This window comes from Mesorhizobium sp. L48C026A00 (assembly GCF_000502375.1).
Taxonomy (GTDB): Bacteria; Pseudomonadota; Alphaproteobacteria; order Rhizobiales; family Rhizobiaceae; genus Mesorhizobium; species Mesorhizobium muleiense.
On sequence record NZ_AYWU01000001.1, the window covers coordinates 136,124 to 152,964 of the forward strand.

The following is a 16,841-nucleotide window of genomic DNA, read 5'->3' on the forward strand; positions in this document are numbered from 1 at the left end:
GCGAGCCTCTCTTCCCTTCTCCCCGTTCACGGGGAGAAGGTGGCCCGAAGGGCCGGATGAGGGGCAGCGTTGACGTTGACGAGCTTGCGAATATCGATCGAGGACGGCGCCGCCCCTCATCTGCCTGCCGGCATCTTCTCCCCGTAAACGGGGAGAAGGACGCTACTCGCGATCGTTCGGCTGTTTGTTTAGAGGAGGTAATGTGCAAGTTCATCACGCTGCCTCGTGGCGCGATATCTGGATCGGTGCTTTGGTGCCGCTGGTCTCGGCGAAGAACCGCAACAGCAGGTTGCGCGCCGCCAGCACCCGGTATTCGGCGCTCGCCCGCATGTCGGTCAGCGGGGTAAAGTCTTTGGCGTACTCGGCCATGGCGGTCTCGACCGTCGGTTCCGTCCAGGGCCTGCCGAGCAGCGCCTTTTCCACGCCGAAAGCCCGCTTCGGCGTTGCCGCCATGCCGCCATAGGCGATGCGCACCTCCGCCACCGTGCCGTCCTTGGCCAGGGCCAGCAGGAATGCGCCAAGTGCGGCGGTGATGTCCTCGTCACGGCGCTTGGTGATCTTGTAGACGGCGAATTTGGTATCCCTGCCCGGCACTGGGACATGCACGGCCTCGACGAATTCGCCCGGCTGTCGGTCCTGCTTGCCATAGGCGATGAAGAAGTCTTCAAGCGAGATCGTCCGCCGCTTGTTGCCGCGGCGCAGCGTCAGCCGCGCGCCGAGTGCGATCAGCGGCGGCGGCGTGTCGCCGATCGGCGAGCCATTGGCGATGTTGCCGCCGATCGTGCCCATGTTGCGCACCTGGTCGCCGCCGATGCGATCGAACAGCGGGCCCAGCGCCGGGATGCGTTTCGCCAGCATTGAGAAAGCCTCGGTGTAGGTGACAGCAGAGCCGATCGAGATGATGCCCTTGTCTTCGGAAATCCGGCACAGCCCGTCGAGATTGCCGATGAAGATCGCCGGCGCAATCTCGCGCATGTGCTTGGTCACCCACAGGCCGACATCGGTCGAACCGGCAACGATGGTGGCGCCCGGCTCCTTGTCGAGCACGGCGGCGAGGTCGTCGGCATCGGCCGGGACGACCAGGCGCTGCTTGCCGGCGCCGATCTCGATGCGCGAACCGTCTTTCATCGCTTCGAGCTTGCTCGTGATCGCCTCGCGCTCCGCTGCCAGCGGATCCTTTGCCGCCTTGCCGTAGCTGGAGATGGCACGTGCCGCCCGCATGATCGCCTCGTAGCCGGTGCAGCGGCAGAGATTGCCCTGAAGCGCCTTTTCGATGGCTGCATCCGACGGCTCCGGTGACCGCATCCACAGGGCATAAAGCGACATGACGAAGCCCGGCGTGCAGAAGCCGCATTGCGAGCCGTGGAAATCGACCATCGCCTGCTGCACCGGATGCAGTTTTTCGCCGTCGCCGCGCAGATGCTCGACTGTTACGACATGCGTGCGATCGAGCGAGCCAAGGAAGCGGATGCAGGCATTGACGCTTTCATAGACGAGCCGGCCGCCTGACAGCCTTCCGACCAGCACGGTGCAAGCGCCGCAGTCGCCCTCGGCGCAGCCTTCCTTGGTGCCGCGTAGCGAGCGCTCGAGCCGCAGCCAGTCGAGCAGGGTCTCGTCGGGCGCGACCGTGGTCAGCGCAACATCCTCGCCATTGAGGATAAAGCGTATCTCATTGCGTATCTTGAGCCTCGTCATGTCTCAACTCCCCCGATAGGTCGAATAGCCGTAGGGCGATATGAGCAGCGGCACGTGATAGTGCATCGGCTCGGCCATGCCGAAGCGGATCGGCACGCTGTCGAGGAAGGCCGGTTCCGGGAGTCTCAACCCCTGCCGGCGCAGATAGTCGCCGGCGGCGAAGACCAGCTCGTATTCGCCGGTGCGGAATTCCGCGTCGGCAAGCAGCGGCGCGTCACACCGGCCGTCGGCATTGGTGACCGCTGTCTTCAGATGCGTCCGCATGTCGTCGTTGATGCGGTAAAGCTCGATCGACAGGCCGGCCGCCGGCCGGCCGGTCGCGGTGTCGAGGACATGGGTCGTCAGACGTCCGCCTCCGGCTTTCGACGTTTCCGCCACTGGCTGCTCCCATTCCGGTACACTCAAAACGTGCTTGACGAATTGTGCGCCCATTAAAGGCGATGCATAAGTCCCGGTCGAGTGAAGTGCTGCAAAAACACTTTCAAAAATTTTCGGGGGAATGCGCAAGCAATCCTTTCGACTATCCTGATCACACTATCCGGCAGGAGCGACAATGCGTTACGAACGAGACATGCGCGGCTACGGCGCCAATCCGCCGGATCCGAAATGGCCCGGCAGGGCGCATGTCGCGGTGCAGTTCGTCGTCAATTACGAGGAAGGCGGCGAAAATTGCGTCCTGCACGGCGACAAGGCTTCGGAAGCCTTCCTGTCCGAGATCGTCGGCGCCGCACCCTGGCCCGGGCAGCGCCACCGGAACATGGAATCGATCTACGAATATGGCGCCCGCGCCGGCTTCTGGCGATTGCTGCGCCTGTTCACCGAGGCTGAGGTGCCGATCACATGCTACGGCGTCGCCACAGCACTGGCGCGTTCGCCCGACCAGGTCGTGGCGATGCAGGAGGCCGGCTGGGAGATCGCCTCGCACGGGCTGAGATGGATCGACTATCGCGACCATGCGCCGGAGGACGAGCGCCGCGACATGGACGAGGCAATCCGGCTGCACTACGAGGTGACCGGGGCACGGCCGACCGGCTGGTACACCGGCCGCACGTCGATCAACACCGTGCGGCTGGCGGCGGAAGAGGGCGGCTTCGACTATGTGTCGGACACCTATGACGACGAGCTGCCGTACTGGTTCGAGCATGGTGGGCCGGACGGGTCGGCAAAGCCGCAGCTCATCATCCCCTATACGCTCGACGCCAACGACATGCGTTTCGCCACGCCGCAGGGCTTCAACTCGGGCGACCAGTTCTTCGCCTATCTCAGGGATAGTTTCGACACGCTCTATGCCGAGGGCAAGGCAGGGCGGCCGCGCATGATGAATATCGGCCTCCACTGCCGCCTCGTCGGCAGGCCGGGCCGGGTCGCGGCGCTGAAGCGCTTCGTCAACTACGTCAAATCGCACGACAGGGTCTGGCTGGCGCGACGCATCGACATTGCAAGGCACTGGCAAGAGAACCATCCGTTCCGGCCGCCGACGCTGCGCCCGTCGAAGATGGAATTCGAGCCTTTCGTCCAGGCATTCGGCGGCGCATTCGAGCATTCGCCGTGGATCGCCGAGCGCGCCTATGAGCTGGAGCTCGGTCCGGCGCATGACAGTGCCGGCGGTCTGCACAATGCGCTGTGCCGTGTCTTTCGCGGCGCCAGCGAGACCGAGCGGCTCTCCGTGCTCAACGCCCATCCCGACCTTGCCGGAAAACTGGCTCAGGCCAAGCGGCTGACAACGGAATCGGCCAGGGAACAGGCTTCCGCCGGGCTCGAGGCGCTGACCGATAAAGAGCGCGAGCTGTTCTCCAAGCTCAATGCCGCCTACGTCACCAGTTTCGGCTTCCCCTTCATCATCGCGGTGAAAGGCAAGACCAAGGAAGAAATCCTGGCGGAGTTCGAGGCGCGCATCGGCAACAGCCGCGGCGTTGAATTCGAAACCGCCTGCAAACAGGTCGAGCGTATCGCACTGCTCCGCCTCAAGGACATGCTTCCGCAATAGGCCTGGCTTCCGCAACAGGCTCTGAACTGATGGATACGATGAAAATGGCCGACCGAACCTATTACGCGCCGCAGGGCGGCCACTCCGGCCAGAGTGAGCTGCTGACCGGCCGGGCCGTCTTCACCGAGGCCTATGCCGTCATTCCACGGGGCGTGATGCAGGACATCGTCACCAGCGCCTTGCCGTTCTGGGACAAGACCCGCGTCTGGGTGCTGTCGCGCCCGCTCTCGGGTTTTGCCGAGACGTTCTCGCAATATATCGTCGAGGTGGCGCCCGGCGGCGGCAGCGACCGGCCGGAACCGGATGCCGGCGCCGAGGCCGCCCTGTTCGTGGTCGAGGGCGAACTGACCGTTTTGCTGGCTGGCGAGAAACATGTCCTGCAGCCGGGCGGCTTTGCTTTCCTGCCGCCGACCAGCGGATGGAGCGTTCGCAACGAGAGCAGCGCTGCTGTCCGCTTCCACTGGATCCGCAAGGCTTACGACGCCGTCGAAGGCATTGATGTCCCGCAAGCCTTCTTTGCCAACGAACAGGACATTGCGCCGACGCCGATGCCCGGCACCGAGGGCCGTTGGGCGACGACGCGCTTCGTCGACCCTGAAGACATGCGCCACGACATGCATGTCACCATCGTCACGCTCGAACCGGGTGCGGTCATCCCCTTCGCCGAGACGCATGTCATGGAGCACGGTCTCTACGTGCTGGAGGGCAAGGCCGTCTACCGCCTCAACCAGGACTGGGTCGAGGTCGAGGCCGGCGACTATATGTGGCTGCGCGCCTTCTGTCCGCAGGCCTGCTATGCTGGCGGCCCCGGAAAATTCCGCTATTTGCTCTACAAGGATGTCAACCGGCACGCCAAGCTTGGTGGCGCCGGCGTCGGGTGGCGCGCGCCATGACCCGCATCGTGGCGCGGCCGCTGACCCGTGAAAATTTTGCCGAGTTCGGCGACGTCATCGATATGGGCGGCGGCAATCACTACCCGATCAATGGCGGCAAGGCCGAGCGCTATCACGATCTCGCCACCGCCGAAGCGCAGGGACCGAATGGGCACGTGCTGATCTCCATGGTGCGCGGCACGCCTTACGATTTTCCGCTGAAGCTCACCATGGTCGAGCGTCACCCGTTCGGCAGCCAGGCTTTCATCCCGCTGTCGCCACGGCCGTTCCTGGTCGTCGTCTGCCATGATGGCGACGACGGCCCGGGCGAGCCGCATGCCTTCCTCACCGCGCCCGGGCAGGGCGTCAATTATCCGCGCAATCGCTGGCACGGCGTGCTGACGCCGATCGGCGAGGCCCAGGATTTCCTCGTCGTCGACCGCGGTGGCGACGGCGCCAACCTCGACGAGTGCCATTTCTCGCACGCTTACGAGATCCATCTTCCCGATGGGAGCCAGTGATGGCCGACGTCTCGCTGATCGACCGCCTGCTCGACGTCATCGAGCATGACATCGTGCCGAAGACGGCCGAAGGCGTCGCCCATGGCAACAAGCTTTTCGGCGCGGCGATCTTGCGCAAGGACGACCGCTCGCTGGTGCTCGCCGAGACCAACAACGAGACTGAGAACCCGCTCTGGCATGGCGAAGTTCACTGCCTGAAGCGGTTCTACGAAATGCCCAAGGCTGAGCGCGTCGACACCAGGGACGCGATTTTTCTCGCCACGCATGAACCCTGCTCGCTCTGCCTGTCGGCGATCACCTGGACCGGCTTCGACAATTTCTACTATTTGTTTTCGCATGAGGATTCGCGCGACAGCTTCGCCATCCCGCACGACCTGAAGATCCTGAAGGAGGTCTTCACCCTCGACCCCGGCGGCTACAATGCCGAGAACGCCTACTGGAAGAGTTTTTCGATCCGAAAACTGGTGTGTTCGCTGCCCGAGACCGAGCGGCTGCGACTGGAACCGCGGATCGGCAAAATCTCCGCACGCTATGACGAATTGTCCAGCGCTTACCAGGCGAGCAAGGACGAAAACGACATTCCGTTGAGTTGACGCGGATTGACCAGCCGAATTCGTTGGCTGGCCCACGACGACGTCCCACGGGCTCCATCATTTGGCGGTCCTGGAGTCGCCCGCATGAAAACCGTCACTGAATTTCCCCGCAAGGTCGTCGAGTTTCCGGACATGGGCATCGTCATGCCGGATGGCTGCCGGCTGTCGGCGCGGGTGTGGATGCCGGCCGATGCCGCTGACGATCCGGTGCCGGCGATCCTCGAGCACCTGCCCTACCGCAAGCGCGACGGCACGATCTTTCGCGATCAGCTGACGCATCCCTATTTCGCCGGCTATGGCTATGCATCGATCCGCGTCGACATGCGCGGCAATGGCGATTCCGAAGGGCTGATGGACGACGAATATTCCGAGCAGGAATTGCAGGACGCCTGCGATGTGATCGCCTGGGCGGCCGCCCAGCCCTGGTGCAACGGCAATGTCGGCATGATGGGCATCTCCTGGGGCGGCTTCAACTGCCTGCAGGTTGCAGCCAAGCAGCCGCCGGCGTTGAAGGCAGTCATCAGCCTGTGCTCGACCGTCGACCGCTATGCCGACGACATCCACTACAAGGGCGGCTGCCTGCTGATCGAGAATTTCGGCTGGGCCTCGACCATGCTGTCCTATTCGTCGCGGCCACCGGACCCGCTGCTGGCCGGCGACAACAGATGGCGCGACCTATGGCTGACCCGGCTGGAGAACCAGCCCTTCCTGGCGCCGCTGTGGCTGAGACACCAGCACCGCGACGCCTATTGGAAGCGCGGTTCGATCTGCGAGGACTATTCCGCCATCCAAGCCGCCGTGCTGTCGATCGGCGGCTGGCATGACGGCTATCGCAATACGATTTCCTACCTCGCGGCCAATATCGAGGCGCCGGTCAAGGGCATCGTCGGCCCGTGGATCCACAAGTACCCGCATTACGCCGCACCGAAACCAGCGATCGGCTTCCTGCAGGAGGCCTTGCGCTGGTGGGACCGCTGGTTGAAAGGCATCGACACCGGCGTCGAGGCCGACCCGGCCTACCGCGCCTATGTGATGGACAGCGTGCGCCCCGCGCGTTGGCATCCCGAGCGGCCCGGCCGCTGGGTTGCCGAAGCAGACTGGCCATCGCCCAACATCAAGGCTGAGGCGATCGAACTGATCCCGGAAGGCGCCAGGCCTGCAATCGTGGCTTCGCCACAAAGCTGCGGCCTCGCCGGCGGCGAATATTTCCCCTTCACCTTCGGGCCGGAACTGCCCGGCGACCAGCGCCCCGACGATGCGCTGTCGGTGTGTTTCGACCAGCCCCCGCTCGGCGAGGCGATCGACATTGTCGGCGCGCCGGAGGTTTTGATCCAGGTCGCCTCGGATCGACCGCAGGCGAACATCGCGGTGCGGCTGTGCGACGTGCATCCTGACGGCGCATCCGAATTGATCTCCTACGGCGTGCTCAACCTGACGCACCGCAACTCGCATGAATTCCCCGAGGCGCTGGTGCCGGAAGAGACCGTTTTGGCGCGGGTGGTGCTCGACCAATGCGCCTATCGCGTGCCATCAGGCCATCGCCTGCGTATTGCCGTTTCGAACGCCTACTGGCCGATGATCTGGCCATCGCCGGAACCGGTTCGGCTCGACCTGTCGGCGGCTACGCTGAAGCTGCCGCTGCGTCCGCCGGCGCAAGGCGACGAAGTCACGTTCCCTACGTCCGAGGCAGCCGTGCCCTGGGCAACCGAAACGGTCCGTGCCGCCAATTCCGAGCGTCATGTTGATCGCGACGAGAAGACCGGAATCGTCACGCTTTCCATTGTCGACGATTTCGGCGAGGTGCGCGACTTGGAGCATGGCCTCGCCAATGGCAGCGTCGCCCGCGAGACATGGGCGATCCATCCTGACAATCCGCTGTCAGCGTCGGGCAAGACGCACTGGACGCAGACGCTGTCGCGAAATGGATGGTCGGTGCGCACCGAAACGTCAGCCGAAATGCGGTCCGACGCGCAAAGCTTCATGGTTAGCGCCAGAATCGAAGCCTATGAAGGCGAGAAACTGGTTTTCGAGCGCAATTTCGAAGAGAAAATCCCGCGCGCGCTGCTTTGAGCGCTTACGCGGGTTGGTCCAATTGCGACGTACGATTTACGCCACGGCATGTCGCATTCGGTCTTGCTTACGGCGTTCCCTTGCGGTCATTATTCTCCTCACAAGAAATGATAAAAAACGACCACAAGGTCGAACCAACAGAGTGAGGAACTCAACATGTCAAACGAACTGGAATTTCTCAGCCGGCGCGTCGCGTCCGGCAAACTGAGCCGTCGTGATTTTCTCGGCCGGGCGGCAGCGCTCGGCGTCACCGCGACCTTCGCCAACTCGCTGCTTTCGAGTGCGGCGCGCGCCGCGGGTCCGGTCAAGGGGGGCACGCTGAAGGCCGGCCTGGTCGGCGGCGAGTCCACCAACAGCCTCGATCCGGCCCTGTTCATGACGCAGGTGCCGTTCGCCTTCGGCAAGATGTGGGGCGAACTGATCGTCGAGCTTTCCCCGGAAGGCACGCTCGAGAACCGCATCGCCGAGGAGATCGGCTCGTCTGACGACGCCAAGGTCTGGACGCTGAAGATTCGCGACGGCGTCGAATTCCATAACGGCAAGACGGTAACCGCCGAGGACGTCGCCGCCACACTCGAACGCCATTCGGACGAGAAGTCGAAGTCGGGCGCGCTCGGCTACATGAAAGGCATCGAGAGCATCAAGGCCAGCGGCAAGGAAGTCGTGCTGACGCTGAAGGAAGCCAATGCCGACCTGCCCTATCTGCTTAGCGATTACCATTTGATCATCCAGCCCAATGGCGGCAAGGACAAGGCCGACGCCGGCATCTCGGCCGGACCCTACAAGATCACCACCAACGAGCCCGGCGTGCGCCATGGCGGCGAGCGGTTCGCCAATTACTGGCAGGCCGACAAGATGGGCCATGCCGACCAGATCGAGATCATCGTCATCAACGACGCCACGGCGCGCACTTCGGCCTTGCAGGGCGGCCAGGTCAACATGATCAACCGCGTCGAGCCGAAGATCGTCGACCTGATCAAGCGGCTGCCCGGCGTCACCATCCGCAACCATGCGGGTCCTGGCCACTACGTCTTCATCATGCATTGCAACACGGCGCCGTTCGACAACAACGATTTGCGCATGGCGCTGAAGCTGGCGATCGACCGCGAGGAGATGCTCGACAAGATCCTCAGAGGCTATGGCTCGCTCGGCAACGACTTCCCGATCAACTCGGCCTATCCGCTGTTTTCCGAGGACATCGAGCAGCGCAAATACGATCCCGACAAGGCGAAGTTTCATTTCAAGAAGTCGGGCCATGACGGCGCCGTCCTGCTCAGGACATCGGACGTCGCCTTCCCCGGCGCCGTCGATGCCGCGCAGCTGTTCCAGCAAAGCGCGGCCAAGGCCGGCATCACGCTGGAGATCAAGCGCGAGCCGGGCGACGGCTACTGGTCGGAAGTATGGAACAAGCAGCCCTTCTGCGCCTCCTACTGGGGCGGACGCTCGACGCAGGACCAGATGTACTCGACTGCGTACCTGTCGACGGCCGACTGGAACGACACGCGTTTCAAGCGTCCCGAGTTCGACAAGATGGTGCTGGCGGCGCGTGCCGAGCTCGACGAAGCCAAGCGCAAGGCGATGTATCGCGACATGGCGATGCTCGTCCGCGACGAAGGTGGCCTGATCCTGCCGATGTTCAATCAGTTCATCGACGCGACAGGCGCCAAGGTCGCCGGCTGGGTCGACGATCCGCATCAGGAGCTGATGAACGGGTACGCTCTGGCAAAGTGCTGGCTCGAAGCCTGAGCCCGGCCTTGCGGATATGTCCTCACCCATCGTGAAACTGGTGGCCCAGCGCATTGCGCTGGGCATCCTCCTGCTGTTGGCCGTATCGGTCCTGATCTTCGCCGGCACCCAGATCCTGCCCGGCGACGTCGCGCAAGCCATCCTCGGACAGTCGGCGACACCGGAGTCGCTTGCCAATCTGCGCGAGCAGCTCGGCCTCAACGATCCGGCCTTTATCCGCTATTTCCGCTGGCTCGGCGGCGTCGTGACCGGTGATCTCGGCACCGCCATGTCCAGCGGGCAGGATATTGCGACGTCGATCAAGGGGCGGTTGTGGAACACGCTGTTCCTCGCCTTCTGGGCGGCGGTCGTTGCCGTGCCGCTGGCGATCATCCTCGGCCTGATTGCGGTGCGTTACCGCAATGGCTGGGTCGACAAGCTGATCTCCGGACTGGCGCTTGCCTCGACCTCGTTTCCCGAATTCTTCATCGGCTATGTGCTCGTCTATTTCTTTGCCGTGAAATACCAGATCTTCCCCGGCATCTCGACGGTCTATGACGGGATGCCGTTCGGCGAGCGCATGCAGGCGATCATGCTGCCAGCGGCGGCACTGACGCTGGTGGTGCTCGCCCACATGATGCGCATGACGCGCGCCGCGATCCTCAATGTCATGCAATCGGCTTATGTCGAGACGGCGGAGCTCAAGGGGCTTTCGGCATTCGCCGTCATTCGCAGGCATGCCTTCCCCAATGCGATTGCGCCGATCATCAACGTCGTCATGCTCAACCTCGCCTACCTGATCGTCGGCGTCGTCGTTGTCGAAGTGATCTTCGTCTATCCGGGCATGGGGCAGTATCTCGTCGACCACGTCACCAAGCGTGACGTACCGGTGGTGCAGGCGGTCGGCCTGATCTTCGCCGCGGTTTATATCAGCCTGAACATCATTGCGGACATAGCGGCGATCGTCGCCAATCCGCGTCTCAGACATCCGAAGTGAGGGGCGGCGCTGTGCTCGACATAAAACGCATCCCCATCCCTGCGCTGATCGGCCTGGTGCTGACGGCATTGTTCGTGCTGGCGGCGATCTTCGCGCCCTGGATCGCGCCTTACGGCAATGGCGAGATCGTCGGCGACGTCTGGGCACCGATGTCGGCGACACATTTGCTGGGCACCGACAATCTCGGCCGCGACCTTCTTTCGCGCATGATCTACGGCGCCCGCGTCACGCTGTTCATCGCGGTGCTGGCCACCGCGCTGTCCTTCTCGCTCGGCGCCATCCTTGGCTTCTCGGCGGCGGTTTTCGGCGGCTGGTTCGACACGCTTATGTCGCGCCTTGTCGATCTCCTGATGTCTATTCCGACGCTGATCATGGGCCTCGTCGTGCTCTCCGTGCTGCCAACCAATCTGGTGACGCTGATCCTGGTCATGGGCATTCTCGACTCGACCCGTGTCTACCGCCTGTCGCGGGCGGTCGCCGTCGACATCAACGTCATGGATTTCGTCGAGGCGGCCAAGCTGCGCGGCGAAGGCAGCGTGTGGATCATCTTCCGCGAGATCCTGCCCAATGCGTTGTCGCCGCTGGTTTCGGAACTCGGCCTGCGCTTCATCTATGCCGTGCTGTTCCTGTCGACGCTGTCCTTTCTCGGCCTCGGCGTGCAGCCGCCTAGCGCCGACTGGGGCGGCATGGTCAAGGAAAACAAGGACGGCATCGTCTTCGGCATCGCGGCGGCGCTCATCCCTGCCGCGGCGATCGCCATGCTGGCGATTTCCGTCAACCTTGTCGCCGACTGGGTGCTCAACCGCACGGCGAGCCTGAAGGGAGGACGCGGGTAATGGCTGACCAGCGAGCAAAGAACGTGTTGCTCGATATCCGCAACCTGCGCATCGAGGCGACAGTGTTCCCGCCGGGCGAGGCGCCGAAAAACATCGTGCTGGTCCACGACGTCTCGCTGGCGCTCGAGAAGGGCAAGGTGCTCGGCCTGATCGGCGAGTCCGGAGCCGGCAAGTCGACCATCGGCTTGGCGTCGATGGGCTATGGCCGCGGCGGCGTGCGCATCACCGGCGGCGAAGTCATGCTCAACGGCCGCGACATTCTCAAGGGCGGCAAGGAGGGTTTTCGCAAGCTGCGCGGCCGCGAGGTCTGCTATGTCGCGCAATCGGCTGCCGCCGCCTTCAACCCGGCGCACAGACTGATGGACCAGGTGGTCGAGGCGACGCTGCTGCATGGCACGGCAACGCGGGCCGCGGCCGAAAAACGCGCCATCGCGTTGTTCAAGAAGCTCAGCCTTCCGAACCCCGAAAGCATTGGCGAGCGCTTTCCGCACCAGGTGTCCGGCGGCCAGCTGCAGCGTGTGATGACGGCGATGGCGCTGTGTTCCGAGCCCGACCTGATCGTCTTCGACGAGCCTACCACGGCGCTTGACGTGACGACGCAGATCGACGTGCTGGCGGCGATCAAGGACGCCATCCGCGACACGCATGTCGCGGCGCTGTACATCACCCATGACCTTGCCGTCGTCGCTCAGGTCTCGGACGAGATCATGGTCCTGCGCCATGGCCGGCTGGTCGAATGGGGCGGCACCCGCCAGATCATCAAGGAACCGCGCCAGGAATACACCAATGCGCTGGTCTCGGTGCATGAGATCGAGCACCAGGAGCAAAAGCCCGGCACGACGCCGTTCCTGTCGGTCAAGAACATCACCGCCGCCTATGGCCGCAGCCATATCAAGGTGCTGAAGAACGTCTCGGTCGACATCTATCCGGGCCAGACGCTGGCGGTGGTCGGCGAGTCCGGCTCGGGCAAGTCGACGCTGGCGCGCGCCATCACCGGCCTGTTGCCGCCCGAACAAGGCACCGTCACCTTCGACGGGCGGCCGCTCGCCAACCGGCTTGCCGATCGGACGAAAGAGGATCTGCGCCAGTTGCAGATGATCTACCAGATGGCCGACGTGGCGATGAACCCGCGCCAGACCGTCGGCACCATCATCGGCCGGCCGCTCGAATTCTATTTTGGTCTGCGCGGCCGCGAGCGCGACAAGCGCGTCGCCGAACTGCTCGACAAGATCGAGATGGGCAAGGGTTTCATCGACCGCTACCCGGCCGAGCTTTCCGGCGGCCAGAAGCAGCGCGTCTGCATCGCCCGCTCGCTCGCCGCCAAGCCGAAGCTGATCATCTGCGACGAGGTGACCTCGGCGCTCGACCCGCTGGTCGCCAACGGCATCCTGAAGCTGCTGCTCGAGCTGCAGAAGGAGGAAAACGTCGCCTATCTGTTCATCACCCACGATCTCGCCACGGTGAAGTCGATCGCCGATTCGATCGCGGTGATGTATCGCGGCGAGGTGGTGCGCTACGGTGCCAAGAGCCAGGTGTTGGCGCCGCCCTTCGACGCCTACACCGACCTTCTCTTGTCCTCAGTCCCCGAAATGGAGATCGGCTGGCTGGAGAAGGCGATCAAGGGACGACGCATGGCCAGCGCCGGCAATTAGACACCCCGGTGGCGCTCGAGACAAAACTTCTGCTGATCATCCTCGACGGCGTGCCTTATCGCAATTGGCGCCGGCTGATGGGCAATCTCGAAGGCTGGGTGCAATCGGGCGAAGCGCGCGTCTGGAAGATGCGCTCCGTTCTGCCGTCGACCTCGGCCTGCTGCTATGCGTCGATCCATACTGGCGTGGCGCCGCAAGTGCACGGCATCCTGACCAACGAGAACCGGTTCCGCGTTGAGCAACCCGACATATTCTCCGAGGTCAGCAAGGCCGGCGGCAAGACCGGCGCGGTCACCCATTCCTACTGGTCCGAATTCTTCCGGGCCTATCCGTTCGATCTGGTCGAGGACATGGAGTTCGACGAGCCCGGCGCGCCGATCACCCATGGCCGGTTCCACACCATGACCGGCTACAACGCCCGCAACCAGATGACGCCGAGCGACGTCGACCTGTTCGCGACGCTGACCATGCTGACCAGACGCCACGGCATCGACTACGGCATCCTGCACACCTGCACGCTGGACTCGATGGGCCACCGCTTCGGCCATGACTGCCATGAGATGGACCATGCCGTCTATGCGATGGACGGCATGCTCGCCGCCTTCCTGCCGCGCTGGCGGAAAGCCGGCTACGAGGTCATCGTGACCGCCGATCACGGCCAGACCGATCGCGGCCATCATGGCGGCCATGACGACGAGATGCAGGATTTTGCTCTGTATTATTTCGGACAGGGCAACGGGCCGGAGGCCGACACGCTGCTAGACCAGCTGCAGCTTGCGCCGACGGTGCTTGCGCGCCTCGGCGTCCCGGTGCCCGCGACAATGAAGGCCAGGCCGTTCCTCGACTGAGCGCGCGTCTTCCCTTCTCCCCCTTGTGGGAGAAGGTGGATTGTCGCGAAGCGGCAAGACGGATGAGGGGTGTTGGAAGAAACTCGGCGTGAAAATATTGAGGGATTTGAAGCGCTTATTTCTTCGGTGTAGCGATCCGTCCAGCACCCCTCATCCGACCGAGCTTCGCTCGGCCACCTTCTCCCACAGGGGGAGAAGGGAAGAACCTCCCTCTGGCAACACTGCCGCTCTTCGGCTAGCTTTCAGGGAATTCTGGGCGGAAAGCGGTGAACCTTTTTGGGCCGATCAGCGACAGAGCAGACAGGAGCCAGGCGGCTCGATCGGCCGTGACGGCAGCGACGGAAACCGATCGTGCGCTTGTCGGCCGGGTCGCGAAGGGCGACCGCGCCGCCGTGCGGCTCCTGTTCATGCGCCACCACGCGCGGGTCTACCGTTTCGTGGTGCGCCAGACCGGATCGGAAATGATGGCCGACGATATCGCCAACGAGGTGTTTCTCGAACTCTGGCGCCAGGCGCCCGGCTTCGAGGGGCGCTCGGAAGTCTCGACGTGGCTGCTCGGCATCGCCCGCTTCAAGGCGCTGTCGTCGTTGCGCAAGGAAAAGGAAGACTGGATCGACGACGATGACGCCGCCCAGATCGCCGACGGCGCCGATACGCCGGAAGTCGTCACCATGAAGGAAGACAAGGGCGCCGCGTTGCGGCGCTTCGTCGATGCCTTGCCGGAAGAACACCGAACGGTGATCGACCTTGCCTATTACCACGGACAGTCGGTGACCGAGATCGGCGAGGTGCTCGGCATCCCGGTCGCCACCGTCAAGACCAGGATGTTCTACGCCCGCAAGAAACTCGGCGAGGCCCTCAAGGCCGCCGGTTACGACAGGGGGTGGCCATGAGCGCCGCTGAAAAGATGTCGCGTCGCGATGAAATGGAAACGCTGCTGCCGTTCTATCTGAACGGCTCGCTTGAAGGTGCGGAGCTCGAAGCCGTCGAGGAATGGCTGGCGACCGACCCGGCAGCGCTTGCCGCACTCGGCGAGGCCGAAGCCGAATTCTCCGGCACCGCTGCATCCAATGAAGCGATCCGTCCGCCGGCCGATGCGCTCAGCCGCTTCGCCCGGGCGCTCGACGCCGAGGCCGGTCCAGCGCGCGCGCCGGCGGCGTCCTGGCTGGCGCAAGCGTGGGGCCGCTTCACGGCAGTTCCCGCCGGCGTCGCCTGGGCTGCGGCCGCGGCTCTGCTGGCGCTTGTTGTGGTGCAGTCGTTTGAGCAGCCTGGCGGCATCGACAGCGATTTCGAAATTGCCGGCCAGCAAGGCGATCTTGCGAAAATGCCGTTCGCGCTGGTCACGTTCAAGCCGGATGCGAAGATGGCCGACATTGTCGCTTTTCTTGGCGAGCACCAGCTGAAGATTGCCGCCGGCCCAACCGCCGAAGGTGTCTTCCGTCTTGGCATCCCGGCCGCGACCGCAGCCGACTATGAAAAAGTGCTCGGCCTGATTGCCGCCCAGCCTTTCGCGGAGGCTGTGGTCGAGGGAAGGAAACCGGTCGATGGCGGCTAGGGCGGTCATCCGATTTGCGGCGCTGCTCGTGGCGGCGATGATAATCGGCGCTGTGCCGGCCTTGGCGCAGACCAATGATCCGAACCTTACGCAGACTGAAATCGACTGCCTCAACCGAGGGGCGACGGCGGCCGACTGCATCAAGCGCGACACAAAGGATGGCAGCGGCGAAAGGCCCGGCGCAGGTCCTGCCGCGACAAATGCGGTGCTTCTTCCCGCGCTAATCGTCGACCTGTTCCCCAATCCGATCGGCGGCGGCCAAGCGCCGCTGCCGACGCCCGATCCGCGCCGCGATCCGGCCAGCGGTGCGTTGCCGCCGCCGGTCCCGCCTGCCGGTGCGACAGCGATACAAGCCGCTGCGGCGGGCGGCCCGATCGTTTCGCCCAGCGATCTCGTCGCGGCCGAGCCGCCGCGCGCCGTCGTCGGTGATTTCGTGCCGGACGAGGTGCTGGTGACGGTGGAGGGCGATGCCGTCCAGCAGATCGCCGCCTCCTTTGGCCTCGAGGTGCGCTCGCAGCGCCAGTCTCAGTTGCTCGGCTCCACGCTGGTGCGCTTCGGCATTCCCGATGGCCGCCCGCTCGGCGTCGNCGTGCTGGCGCAGCTTGCCGCCGACGGCCGTACTTTGCGGCGCGAGCCCAACCATATCTACTCGCTGCAGCAGGCAGCCACCATCGTCAACTATGCCTTCGAGCGCATTGCGCTCGATGCGAAAGGGGCGAGCGGCGAGAACGTGCGGATTGCCGTCGTCGACACCGCCATCGACGACACCAACCCGGCTCTAAGCGGCGTCATCGCCGATCAGTTCGACGCCATGCCCGACGTGCCGATCGAGGCGCGCGATCACGGCACCTCGATCGACGGCCTGATCGCCGGCGTCGGCGCGCTCAAAGGCATGGCGCCGGGCGCCAGGATCTACCACGCCCGCGCCTTCGAGGGCGGCAAATCGACGATGGACGTCATCCTTGCGGCGCTCGACTGGGCGGCGGAGCAGGACGTCCGCATCATCAATATGAGCTTCGTCGGCCCGAAGAACGACCTGCTCGGCGTCGCCTGCCGCAATGCTCGCGCCTTGGGCATCGTGCTGGTCGCCGCCGCCGGCAACAACGGACCGAAGGCGCCCTACGGCTATCCGGCCGCCTTCGACGGCGTCATCGCGGTGACCGCCACCGATGCCAAGGACGGGCTGATGCAGCAGGCCAATCGCGGCGCCTACGTCTTCCTCTCCGCTCCCGGCGTCGAGATGGTGGCGCCGAGCGGCGCCGGTTCGGATGTCGTCACCGGCACCTCGTTTGCCGCAGCGATCGTCACCGGCGCGATCGCCAATCTGCTGCATACCGCACCCGACCGTTCCGCCGACTGGATCGAGAAAGCGCTGGCCGCCACGGCAAGGGATCTCGGCCCCAAGGGACGAGACAATGATTTCGGCTATGGCCTGCTCAATACCAAGGCGGCCGAGGCGGCGAAAGAATAAGTCTCGGGCTTGAAGCATC

Annotated in this window: 15 protein-coding genes; 13 read left to right on the plus strand and 2 right to left on the minus strand. The window is 64.1% G+C overall.

Annotated elements, in window-relative coordinates:
- Nucleotides 1-213: 213 nt before the first annotated feature.
- Nucleotides 214-1,695: a xanthine dehydrogenase small subunit gene (xdhA, locus tag X738_RS46195; protein ID WP_023796828.1), complete on the minus strand. Its 1,482-nt coding sequence runs from the start codon at nt 1,693-1,695 to the stop codon at nt 214-216.
- A 3-nt stretch (nt 1,696-1,698) separates the two neighbouring features.
- Nucleotides 1,699-2,073: a hydroxyisourate hydrolase gene (gene uraH, locus X738_RS46200; protein ID WP_023796829.1), complete on the minus strand. Its 375-nt coding sequence runs from the start codon at nt 2,071-2,073 to the stop codon at nt 1,699-1,701.
- A 175-nt stretch (nt 2,074-2,248) separates the two neighbouring features.
- Here uraH and puuE point away from each other — a divergent pair, with 175 nt between their 5' ends.
- The 13 genes from puuE to X738_RS46265 all read left to right on the plus strand — a co-directional run bounded on the left by puuE (nt 2,249) and on the right by X738_RS46265 (nt 16,822).
- A complete protein-coding gene (gene puuE / locus X738_RS46205) occupies nt 2,249-3,682 on the plus strand; it encodes an allantoinase PuuE (protein WP_023796830.1) in 1,434 nt (477 codons plus the stop codon).
- A gap of 44 nt (nt 3,683-3,726) precedes the next feature.
- Nucleotides 3,727-4,575 carry a bifunctional allantoicase/(S)-ureidoglycine aminohydrolase gene (locus tag X738_RS46210; protein WP_023796831.1) on the plus strand — a complete coding sequence of 283 codons (849 nt, stop codon included), beginning with the start codon at nt 3,727-3,729 and terminating at the stop codon, nt 4,573-4,575.
- A complete protein-coding gene (locus X738_RS46215; RefSeq protein WP_023796832.1) occupies nt 4,572-5,075 on the plus strand; it encodes an ureidoglycolate lyase in 504 nt (167 codons plus the stop codon). Before X738_RS46210 ends, X738_RS46215 begins: the two co-directional genes overlap by 4 nt.
- On the plus strand, nt 5,075-5,668 hold the full coding sequence (locus X738_RS46220; protein WP_023796833.1) for a nucleoside deaminase: 594 nt from the start codon (nt 5,075-5,077) through the stop codon (nt 5,666-5,668). Before X738_RS46215 ends, X738_RS46220 begins: the two co-directional genes overlap by 1 nt.
- An 84-nt stretch (nt 5,669-5,752) precedes the next feature.
- A complete protein-coding gene (locus X738_RS46225; protein ID WP_023796834.1) occupies nt 5,753-7,738 on the plus strand; it encodes a CocE/NonD family hydrolase in 1,986 nt (661 codons plus the stop codon).
- A gap of 156 nt (nt 7,739-7,894) precedes the next feature.
- Nucleotides 7,895-9,484, plus strand: a complete 1,590-nt coding sequence (locus tag X738_RS46230) for an ABC transporter substrate-binding protein (protein ID WP_023796835.1) — start codon at nt 7,895-7,897, stop codon at nt 9,482-9,484.
- A 16-nt stretch (nt 9,485-9,500) separates the two neighbouring features.
- Complete coding sequence (locus tag X738_RS46235) at nt 9,501-10,460, plus strand: ABC transporter permease (protein WP_023796836.1); 960 nt, start codon at nt 9,501-9,503, stop codon at nt 10,458-10,460.
- Between the two features lie 11 nt (nt 10,461-10,471).
- Entirely contained in the window at nt 10,472-11,296 is an 825-nt protein-coding gene (locus X738_RS46240; RefSeq protein ID WP_023796837.1) for an ABC transporter permease, read from the plus strand.
- Nucleotides 11,296-12,948 (plus strand): ABC transporter ATP-binding protein, encoded by a 1,653-nt coding sequence (locus X738_RS46245; RefSeq protein ID WP_023796838.1) that lies wholly within the window; start codon nt 11,296-11,298, stop codon nt 12,946-12,948. Before X738_RS46240 ends, X738_RS46245 begins: the two co-directional genes overlap by 1 nt.
- 8 nt (nt 12,949-12,956) lie before the next feature.
- Nucleotides 12,957-13,796, plus strand: coding sequence for an alkaline phosphatase family protein (locus tag X738_RS46250; RefSeq protein ID WP_023796839.1), 840 nt, complete (start codon nt 12,957-12,959; stop codon nt 13,794-13,796).
- 326 nt (nt 13,797-14,122) lie between these two features.
- Nucleotides 14,123-14,689 carry a sigma-70 family RNA polymerase sigma factor gene (locus X738_RS46255; protein ID WP_023796840.1) on the plus strand — a complete coding sequence of 189 codons (567 nt, stop codon included), beginning with the start codon at nt 14,123-14,125 and terminating at the stop codon, nt 14,687-14,689.
- Complete coding sequence (locus tag X738_RS46260; protein ID WP_023796841.1) at nt 14,686-15,351, plus strand: hypothetical protein; 666 nt, start codon at nt 14,686-14,688, stop codon at nt 15,349-15,351. The genes X738_RS46255 and X738_RS46260 overlap by 4 nt, the downstream gene beginning before the upstream one ends.
- On the plus strand, nt 15,341-16,822 hold the full coding sequence (locus X738_RS46265; protein ID WP_023796842.1) for a S8 family serine peptidase: 1,482 nt from the start codon (nt 15,341-15,343) through the stop codon (nt 16,820-16,822). Before X738_RS46260 ends, X738_RS46265 begins: the two co-directional genes overlap by 11 nt.
- Nucleotides 16,823-16,841: the final 19 nt, after the last annotated feature.